This is a genomic window from Pseudomonas sp. LB3P14 (genome assembly GCF_054898045.1).
Genome location: NZ_CM142714.1, coordinates 76,240 through 85,617, shown reverse-complemented (window position 1 = coordinate 85,617; position 9,378 = coordinate 76,240). Strand labels below are relative to the sequence as shown.

The 9,378-nt window shown below is 57.6% G+C and carries 10 protein-coding genes; 8 read left to right on the top strand and 2 right to left on the bottom strand.

Annotation, left to right across the window (positions count from 1 at the left end; all coding sequences use genetic code 11):
* Positions 1-47 precede the first annotated feature (47 nt).
* Both ACYZT5_RS00390 and ACYZT5_RS00385 read right to left on the bottom strand, forming a co-directional pair.
* Entirely contained in the window at positions 48-839 is a 792-nt protein-coding gene (locus ACYZT5_RS00390; RefSeq protein ID WP_462049307.1) for a lipopolysaccharide biosynthesis protein, read from the bottom strand.
* Positions 840-1,059: 220 nt separating this feature from the next.
* Positions 1,060-2,811 (bottom strand): L,D-transpeptidase family protein, encoded by a 1,752-nt coding sequence (locus tag ACYZT5_RS00385; protein WP_462049306.1) that lies wholly within the window; start codon positions 2,809-2,811, stop codon positions 1,060-1,062.
* Between the two features lie 79 nt (positions 2,812-2,890).
* On the opposite strand from ACYZT5_RS00385, the gene ACYZT5_RS00380 reads away from it, so the two are divergent.
* The 8 genes from ACYZT5_RS00380 (at position 2,891) to ACYZT5_RS00345 (ending at position 9,282) form a co-directional block, all read left to right on the top strand.
* A complete protein-coding gene (locus ACYZT5_RS00380; protein WP_462049305.1) occupies positions 2,891-3,595 on the top strand; it encodes a murein L,D-transpeptidase catalytic domain family protein in 705 nt (234 codons plus the stop codon).
* Positions 3,596-3,708: 113 nt separating this feature from the next.
* Positions 3,709-5,406, top strand: a complete 1,698-nt coding sequence (locus ACYZT5_RS00375) for a copper resistance system multicopper oxidase (protein ID WP_462049304.1) — start codon at positions 3,709-3,711, stop codon at positions 5,404-5,406.
* 10 nt (positions 5,407-5,416) lie between these two features.
* Positions 5,417-6,304, top strand: coding sequence for a copper resistance protein B (locus ACYZT5_RS00370; RefSeq protein ID WP_462049303.1), 888 nt, complete (start codon positions 5,417-5,419; stop codon positions 6,302-6,304).
* A 54-nt stretch (positions 6,305-6,358) separates the two neighbouring features.
* Entirely contained in the window at positions 6,359-6,730 is a 372-nt protein-coding gene (gene copC / locus ACYZT5_RS00365; protein ID WP_462049302.1) for a copper homeostasis periplasmic binding protein CopC, read from the top strand.
* 3 nt (positions 6,731-6,733) lie between these two features.
* Positions 6,734-7,669, top strand: coding sequence for a copper homeostasis membrane protein CopD (copD, locus tag ACYZT5_RS00360; RefSeq protein WP_462049301.1), 936 nt, complete (start codon positions 6,734-6,736; stop codon positions 7,667-7,669).
* Between the two features lie 85 nt (positions 7,670-7,754).
* Positions 7,755-8,117 carry a DUF7079 family protein gene (locus tag ACYZT5_RS00355; protein WP_462049300.1) on the top strand — a complete coding sequence of 121 codons (363 nt, stop codon included), beginning with the start codon at positions 7,755-7,757 and terminating at the stop codon, positions 8,115-8,117.
* Positions 8,118-8,168: 51 nt separating this feature from the next.
* The gene (locus ACYZT5_RS00350) at positions 8,169-8,456 is read left to right on the top strand and encodes a hypothetical protein (RefSeq protein ID WP_462049299.1); all 288 of its coding nucleotides are present in this window, start codon (positions 8,169-8,171) and stop codon (positions 8,454-8,456) included.
* Between the two features lie 40 nt (positions 8,457-8,496).
* The gene (locus ACYZT5_RS00345) at positions 8,497-9,282 is read left to right on the top strand and encodes a transporter substrate-binding domain-containing protein (RefSeq protein ID WP_462049298.1); all 786 of its coding nucleotides are present in this window, start codon (positions 8,497-8,499) and stop codon (positions 9,280-9,282) included.
* Positions 9,283-9,378: the final 96 nt, after the last annotated feature.

The window sequence follows — 9,378 nt, the reverse complement described above, 5'->3', positions numbered from 1 at the left end:
GAATGGGCGCCTCCAAGGCGCCCATTTCAATAAAGCACGAACAACTTTTAGATCAGCTTGTCGATCTCATCCAACGTCACCCGGGGAATGAGCTCACCAGGAATCCTTGAAGAACTGGACAGGTTGTAGACCTGAAAATCTTTATCCACGACGTACTTCGACAAGATCTCGAACGACGGCAGGATTCTCGTATAAAAATGCTGATCGAGCAGGCATGGCGAGGCGAACGTGTCGCCCCCTTCGTAAAAACGGCTCACAGACTGATTCAAGTCGACGCCTACCAAAAACACCTTGGTAAACCCCACGTGATACGCAATCTGCAAAGCCAGATAGGCCACGGTGCGGGCATCAAAAAAACCGCGCTTAAGGTTCTTGCTGAAACCGAGGGTTCTATTGCGGCCAGTTCCGAGTTTGCGACTTCTGACGAGTTCTTTATCAGCCCTGAAAACCAGGTCCGCCCAGGAGAGCTTGGGTGCTCGGCCGAGTAAATACAGCTCGCCCTCAGGCTCTACCGTCGTATGCCAGATATGCTCTTCCCACAGTGCAACCCGCTGACTAATACGCATGGCCTGTGAAAACAGTTCCGGCTGCTGCCGGGAAAAGCCTTGATCCGTACAGGCATAAAAGAACGGCTTGATACCCGACTCGGTGAACATAGAGATGGCGCCGTTCATCGTGATCATCGGAATGTCGGCAAACTTTTCCAGCGGAAAATCTTTAGCGGACGCCCCCGAGGCAATGATAAATACAGCTCCTTTTTGAATGTTGCGGCACTCATCGAGGTCATGCGCCTGAAGCATACCTGTGGTGAGTGACGAGTTTTTTTGCGCAACATCCATCTTCAATTTCCCTATCCCTTCACATCGATGATCGGTGACTATTTTGCATTGTGATAGTTTTCAACGGGTGAGCCAACCTTTTGGCTTCACCAACGCCGGAATCTGCGACGGAGCGCAAAGGCTGACGCAGAGCGCTTGCATCGTTGGTGCATCGATGACAGGCCCTTACCCACAGATATCAATTCCCCCCGGACAGACTTATTTAATCAAGCCTGATCCCCTACTGCTGACTCAGCCCCGCCGCCACCACCGAACCCGCCGATGTGTGTAAATCCAGCACAGGCATTTGCGAAGGCCGATTCAATGCGCGCAACACCGGCGCATCGTATCCATACACATCAGGCTTGAACGCCACCCGACCATCACTGCCCAAATCCACCGTCCAGTACGCCAGCAACACCGGCACTTTCACCGGAAGCCGGATGTTCTCGGTCTTGCCGTTAGCCAGTTGCTTTTGAATGCCTTCGCTATTCCAGCGGACCGGGTCATTGAACAACAGCTCCACGAGTTGCAGCGGGTTCTCTACCCGAATGCAGCCCGAACTGGTGGCGCGGACAGTTTTGGCAAACAACTCGCGATGCGGTGTGTCGTGGAGGTAAATCGCATACTCGTTGGGAAACCGGATCACCACCTGACCGAGCGAGCTGTCAGGTCCGGCGTCCTGACGCAGGGTGAGGCCGCGCGGATTGCTCCAGTCAACGGTCGACGGATCGAGCATATTGCCTTCTCTATCAAGCACGCGAATCTGGTTAGCGGCCAGGTAACCTGGATCGTTCTGAATTTTTGGCAACACATCCTGTTTGAGGATCGTCGGCGGCACGGTCCAGGTTGGATTGAACGTGATGTAAGAAATCTCGGCCTGGAATATCGGTGTATTGCGCACTGGTTTACCGACCTGCACCCGAGAACGCCAGATCGGGTGACCGTCGCGATACATCGCAACCTTGTACCCGGCGATATCCACGATGACGAACGTGCCCTGAAGTTTGTAAAGCAGCCAACGCGCCCGCTCCATGTTCACCCGCACCTGATCGATGCGCGCATCAACGGACACATTCAGCGCCGCCAGCGTCGCTGCGCCCGCCATACCATCCGTCCCAAGATATTGCTCGATTTGATACTTTTTCACCGCGGCGGTGACGGCGGCGTCGTAGTTCGTCCCGCGCGTCATTCGCGGGTCCAGAAAACGGCCTGCGGCCAACCTCGCCCGCAACTGCGCGACAGCGGGTTCGTCCATGCCAGGCTTGAGGGAATGGCCTTCAGCAACCTTCGGCCAGCCGCCCATGTCCCGAACCTTGCGCAGTTGCGCCAAGGCTTGACGCAAGCCGACGTAAACCGATTCCTGCGGCGGCGCTTGAGCAAAGGCACGGGCGACATCATGGTTGTCGAGTGCAGCGAAGAAGTTATTGACGTCGTCGCGGGGATCGACGCCGGACGGGTCGAAATTCCAGTGGATGTCGAGCCGCGAAGGATCGACCTTGCCCCGCCGCAATTGCAGCAATGCAGTGATGAAGGTATGAGTCGTCGCCATATCAAAGGCTGCCCGTTGCTCGGGCGTGGGCGACGAGGTCTGCATCGATGACTGAGACCTGACCAGTTCATCAATATGGAAATCCGCCGGGTTCAAACCGTCGGCCTGGGTGTCATTCAGGCTTTTTATTAACTGGCCGACGTCGCTGTCATTCGACCAGGCCGCGCGATAGGCGCGATGCGTATAAAAATCCATGACCAGGCGGCTGACATCCACCCGCCGATGGCGCGGTGAAGTGAGCAACGGTGGAAACGCGGTTTTCAGTGGAGCAAGCGTGGCCTGAATCGCCTGAGCGACGTTATCGTCCGCTGCGGCTTCCATAACGGTGCTCGGCGCAATTGTCGACTCAATCGGCGAAGTTTCGGCGATCGCAACACCGCTGATCAGAAAGCCCATAAAAAAAACGCGGCTTATGACGAATAACCTTGTTAACTGCCCCATGGATAATCCTTAATCTCCCGGATTCAACGGCTAGCGTTCCACACACTGCTAGACTCGAAACTATTGATGAGACATCTATATGGCGCCAGAACGCTTCGGCCTCCTACTCACGGCACTGCTGCTGACGATAACGTCAGTACCGTCAGCCTACGCCGATTCGCTCGCGGCCGCCCTCATCAAAGCGGCCCCCAATGCTAACGCCAAGGTGATTGGACTGGCCGTACGCGCATCCCAGTGCAGCATTGCTCAAGGCAAAGCACCTGTCCAACGACTCGCCGTCATCGACTATTCCCTGCCTTCGACCGAACAACGATTGTGGGTGTTCGATTTAAAGAAGCGCAAGTTGCTGTTTCATGAACTGGTCGCCCACGGACGCAACAGTGGCGAGAACATGGCGGTCAACTTCTCCAACCAGAATGAAAGCTTTGCCACCAGTATCGGCTTGTACCGCACTCAACAGAGCTATGTCGGACAGAATGGCTATTCGTTGCGCATGGAAGGCCTGGAACCGGGTTTCAATGACAACGCGTTTGACCGGGCAATCGTTATTCATGGTGCACCTTATGTCAGCCCGGTGCTCGCCCGTGCGAATGGACGGATTGGCAGAAGCTTGGGCTGCCCAGCCGTGCGGCCGGCGATTGCTCATCGGCTGATTGATTCGATGAAGGATGGGCAATTGCTGTTTTCGTATTACCCGGATCAGCGTTGGTTGAAGTCTTCTTCGTATATCAATTGCGGGGGCGGCACTGTGGCCGCGGCTTCAACGCGCAATTCACGCCAATAGACACGGTTTGAACCTGTCAAAATTGTAATCTGCGCCTCAGCCTGCTGAAAGGCATCGCCCGTTAGCCTCGTCGTCAAGCTCTCCTCTCCACGCTGACGGACCGGGAAAACGGCATGCATTCCAACACATCAAGACGCACCTTCGTGAAGGGGCTGGCCGCGGGCGGGCTCCTCGGTGGCCTCGGGTTATGGCGCACGCCTGTCTGGGCGGTCACCAGTCCCGGCGAACCTCAGGTGCTGGCGGGCACCGATTTCGACCTGCTCATCGGCGAAACCCCGGTCAACATCACCGGCAACCCGCGCACCGCAATGACCATCAACGGCGGTATTCCCGGGCCCCTGCTGCGCTGGCGCGAAGGTGACACGGTGACGCTGCGGGTGAAGAACAGACTCAACGCTGACACCTCCATTCACTGGCACGGCATCTTGCTGCCGGCCAACATGGACGGCGTGCCGGGGCTGAGCTTTCACGGCATCGAGCCGGATGGCCTGTACGTCTACCAGTTCAAGGTCCGGCAGAACGGCACTTACTGGTACCACAGCCATTCGGGTTTTCAGGAGCAGTCCGGCGTTTACGGGCCGTTGGTGATTGATGCCAAGGAGCCGGAGCCGTTCCAGTACGACCGCGACTATGTGGTGATGCTGACCGACTGGACCGATGAAGATCCGGTCGGCCTGATGAAGACGCTGAAAAAACAGTCCGATTACTACAACTACAACAAGCCCACCGTGGGTGATTTCATCCACGACGTCAGTGAGAAAGGTTGGGGTTCCACGGTCGCCGATCGAAAGATGTGGGCCGAAATGAAGATGAACCCCACCGACCTGGCCGACGTCAGCGGCGCGACTTACACCTACTTGATGAACGGCCAGGCGCCGAACTCGAACTGGACGGGCGTGTTCCGGCCGGGCGAGAAGTTGCGCCTGCGCTTCATCAATGGCTCCGCCATGACCTACTTCGACGTGCGCATTCCCGGGCTGAAAATGACGGTGGTCGCTGCGGATGGGCTGCACGTCAAACCGGTGAGTGTCGATGAGTTTCGCATTGCGGTGGCGGAGACCTTCGATGTGATTGTCGAACCGACCGAAGCGGCTTACACCTTGTTCGCCCAGTCGATGGATCGGACTGGCTTTGCACGCGGCACACTTGCAGCGAAGGCTGGTTTATCCGCGCCGGTACCGCCGCTGGACCCTCGACCGCTGGTGACCATGGATGACATGGGCATGGGCGGGATGGATCACGGCAGCATGGCGGGCATGGATCACAGCGCGATGGCCATGCCCGGCATGCAGTCCCATCCCGAGACGGAAAAAGACAACCCGCTGGTGGACATGCAAGCCATGACCACCGCCCCCAAACTCGACGATCCCGGCCTGGGCCTGCGCAACAACGGCCGCCGCGTCCTGACCTATTCCGACCTGCGCAGCACCTTCGAAGACCCGGACGGCCGCGAGCCCAGCCGCACCATTGAACTGCACCTCACCGGCCACATGGAGAAATTCGTCTGGTCGTTTAACGGTGTGAAGTTCTCCGATGCGGAACCCGTGCGCCTCAAATATGGCGAGCGGGTTCGGGTGGTGCTGGTCAACGACACGATGATGACTCACCCGATCCATCTGCACGGCATGTGGAGCGACCTCGAAGACGAGAACGGCGAGTTCATGGTGCGCAAACACACCATCGACATGCCACCCGGTTCCCGACGCAGCTATCGGGTGACCGCCGATGCGCTCGGCCGTTGGGCCTATCACTGCCATCTCCTGTACCACATGGAAATGGGCATGTTCCGTGAAGTTCGGGTGGAAGAATGAGGCGCTACCCATGACCAGACTCACTCCCCTCTCTTTGGCACTCGTGACCGCGAGCCTGACACTCTCTTCGGCCATGGCGGCCACCGACGACATGCAGAACATGGATCACAGCCAGATGCAGGGCATGGACCATAGCCAAATGCAAAGCATGGACGACGGCCAGATGCAGCCCGCCGCGCCGACCGAAAGCCGCACGCCCATCCCGGCGCTGACCGATGCCGACCGCGCCGCCGTGTATGCCAGTCCGTCCGGCCACCAGGTGCATGACACCGCGCTCAACCATTACTTGCTCGCCGACAAACTCGAATGGCAGGACGCCGATGATGGCAGCGCGTTGGCCTGGGACATGTCCGGCTGGATCGGCGGCGACATCGATCGCCTGTGGCTGCGCTCCGAAGGCGAACGCACCAACGGTAAAACCGAAGACGCCGAAATCCAGGCCCTATGGGGCCACGCGATCTCCCCGTGGTGGGACGTAGTGAGCGGCGTTCGCCAAGACTTTAAACCCGGTCCCCCACAAACATGGGCTGCGTTCGGCGTGCAAGGCATGGCGCTGTACAACTTCGAAACCGAAGCCACCGCCTTCATCGGCGAAGGCGGCCAAACCGCTGCACGACTGGAAGGCGACTACGACATCCTGCTGACCAACCGGCTGATCCTGCAGCCGACCGCCGAGCTCAACGTCTACGGCAAAAACGATCCGCAGCGGGGTATCGGTTCCGGGTTATCCAACACTGAAGCCGGCCTGCGGCTGCGCTATGAAATCCGCCGGGAAATCGCGCCTTACATCGGCGTGACCTGGAATCGGACCTACGGCAAAACCGCCGACTACGCCAACGATGAAGGTGAGGACCGCAGCGAAGCACGCCTCGTACTTGGGGTTCGGCTGTGGTTCTAAACGCATTAACTCAATAATCAAAAAACAACCGCTCCGAGCGGTAAGAGGCCTTGCATGCGCATGATTAAAACTACCGCTGTTGCCATTGGGCTGCTCATGAGCGCGCTCGCTCAAGCGCACCCGAAACTGCTTTCCTCCACTCCGGCGGAAGGTGCAGATGGCGCGGCACCCGGCACCATCGAACTGCACTTCTCGGAAAACCTCATGACCCAGTTCTCCGGTGCAAAATTGGTCATGACGGAAATGCCTGGCATGGCGCACTCCCCCATGCCCATGAAAGCCAAAGTCTCCGGTGGCAACGACCCGAAAACCATGGTCATCACGCCGCTCTCGCCATTGCCCGCCGGCCGCTACAAAGTCGAATGGCGCGCCGTGTCGTCGGACACCCACCCGATCACCGGCAACGTCACGTTCAAAGTGAAGTGATTGATGAGCGACTCAGTCAGCATTGCACTGCGCTTTGGGTTGTATGTGGATTTGATGCTGTTGTTTGGGCTGGCGTTGTTTGGGCTCTATAGCCTTAAAGGACAGGAACGGATATCAGGCGCGGTGTTGCCGTTTCGGTCGGTGTTGACGGGGTCGGCGTTGCTGGGTGTGCTGCTTTCTGCTGCCAGCATGGTGATGATGGCGAGTGCCATGAGCGGTGAGTCGGACTTTGCCGAGCTGCGTCCGCATATCGAGATGATGGTGTTTGAGACGGATGTCGGGTTGGCCTGGGTCGTGCGCATCGTCGCGCTGGTTATCGCCAATCTGGCGGTGATGCTCAATCAACGTGCGCCCGGATTCAGCCTGCTGATCGCGTCTTTTACCGGCGCTATCGCCTTGGCCAGCCTGGCCTGGAGCGGTCATGGGGCGATGGATGAAGGCAGCCGTCGTTATTGGCATTTCATCACTGACATCTTGCATCTGTTGGCGGCGGGGGCCTGGTTCGGTGCGCTGGTCGCGCTTGCCTTGATGGCAAAGATCAACGATCTGCAAACCGAGGAACGCATCAGATTGCTGGCTCGGGCTGTCAGCCGATTTGAATGGGTGGGCGCAGTGATCGTGGTCGTCATCACGGTCACGGGCATCGTGAATTACCTGTTCATCGTGGGCCCAAGGCTCGACGACGTGTTGCTCAGTACCTACGGGATTTTGCTGTCCATCAAAATTGCGCTGTTTGCCGGGATGCTGGTGCTCGCCGCGTTGAACCGATTTCACCTGGGGCCATTTTTGCAGCGGTCGTTGCGTGAGGGTCAGTATCGGGTGGCAGCGAATACGTTGCGGCGCAGCGTGGTGGTTGAGTTAACAGCGGCGGTGTTGATTGTGGGGTTGGTGGCCTGGTTGGGGACGTTGAGTCCGGAAATGGAGATGGCGGGGCAATAGCTGGTCGATCGTTATGGCTAGCCAGGCGCTGTAATCGGTCGCTCTGTGGTAAAACCACCCAAACGACCACCCTGAAGGAACAGGCATGTCCATCACTGCCGCTCTGACCCCGGAACAGAAAGCAAGCATCCGGATAGCACTGGCTGAGGCGTTTGTAGACAACCCGGTCGACTACGCCTACATCGCCGAGCAAATTCGGCCGTACGACTTAAAAGCCGTGGAGGACATCCTTTACACAGAAGTCGCACCGGTCTGTTTCTGGAACCTGGAAGTGGCCGTTCCACCCATCTGGACGGGCTTCAAGGATGACTGGCTACTGAGTGAAATCGAAAACACGTTGAGCGCACGAGCGTCGAGTAGGGTTCGTCGCACCTTCGCGAAAGTGAAAATCGCTTGGCTGCGTTACAGCTACGGATACGTCTGGAAGGAAATTCGGGAGTATTTATAAGTTTCTGGTGTTATCCATTGCCCCAATCTATTCCCCCGCGGAGTCTCAAGGATGAAAAAACTGATCGCTGTTACCGCGCTGATCTTGTTGGGCGTGCTGAATCTCGGTTACTACAACGCCCTTGAAGACGCCGACGTCGAAACAATCCCCTTCATCAAGAAACACCCTACCCTGCAAATCAAGTTCTACAACATCCACGCCAATGACGGCGACACTCGAAAAGTGGAACGCCTGACGGAAGAGCAGCGCGCGTGGATTATCGACTACTGCAAATACCGGTTGGGAATCGAGACCGATTTGAAAACCCAGGATGATGTTGAGCGGTGCAGCAGAAAGTAAGTACTCTCAGCCCCCACTCCATCATGGAAGCCGGATAACAATGAACAACCTAAAAAGCACAATGATGCTCGGTGGCCTGCTCGCACTATCGTTTGCCGCTCAAGCCGAGCAATCGCACTTGGACAGCGTCATCCAACAAGGCCAACTGCGCGTGTGTACGACGGGCGACTACAAACCCTATACCGTCAAAGCCGAGGACGGCGAATACTCGGGCATCGACATCGCCATGGCCCGCTCACTGGCCGACAGCCTGGGCGTTAAGGTCGAGTGGGTGCAGACCACTTGGAAAACCCTGATGCCCGACATGCTGGCGGGGAAATGCGACATCGGTGTCGGCGGCATCTCGGTCACGCTGGAGCGTCAGAAAAAGGCCTTCTTCAGCACCACGCTGGACGTCGACGGAAAAATCCCACTGGTGCGCTGCGAAGATCAGGCGCTGTACCAGACCGTCGAGCAAATCAACCAGCCTTCGGTTCGTTTGGTCGAACCAGCCGGCGGCACCAACGAGGCCTTTGTTCACACCCTTCTACCCAAGGCGCAATTGCGCCTTCACGACAACGTGACCATCTTTCAGGAGCTGCTGGACAAGAAGGCTGACGTGATGATCACCGACGCTTCGGAAGCGCTCTATCAGCAGAAACTCAAACCCGGCTTGTGCGCGGTGAACCCGACACAATTCATGCAGTATGGCGAGAAGGCTTACTTGCTACCGCGTGATGACATTACCTGGAAGTTGTACGTCGATCAGTGGCTACACCTGGCCAAGGTGACGGGCAATTACCAGAAAGTTCTGGGTCAGTGGATAGCGACACCCGAGCCCAAATAACCGCCCTACACAACCCCTGTAGCAGCTGGCGAAGCCTGCGTCCGACTGCGCAGCAGTCGCCAACCCAAAGCACACGGCACATCAGGCAAAACGCAA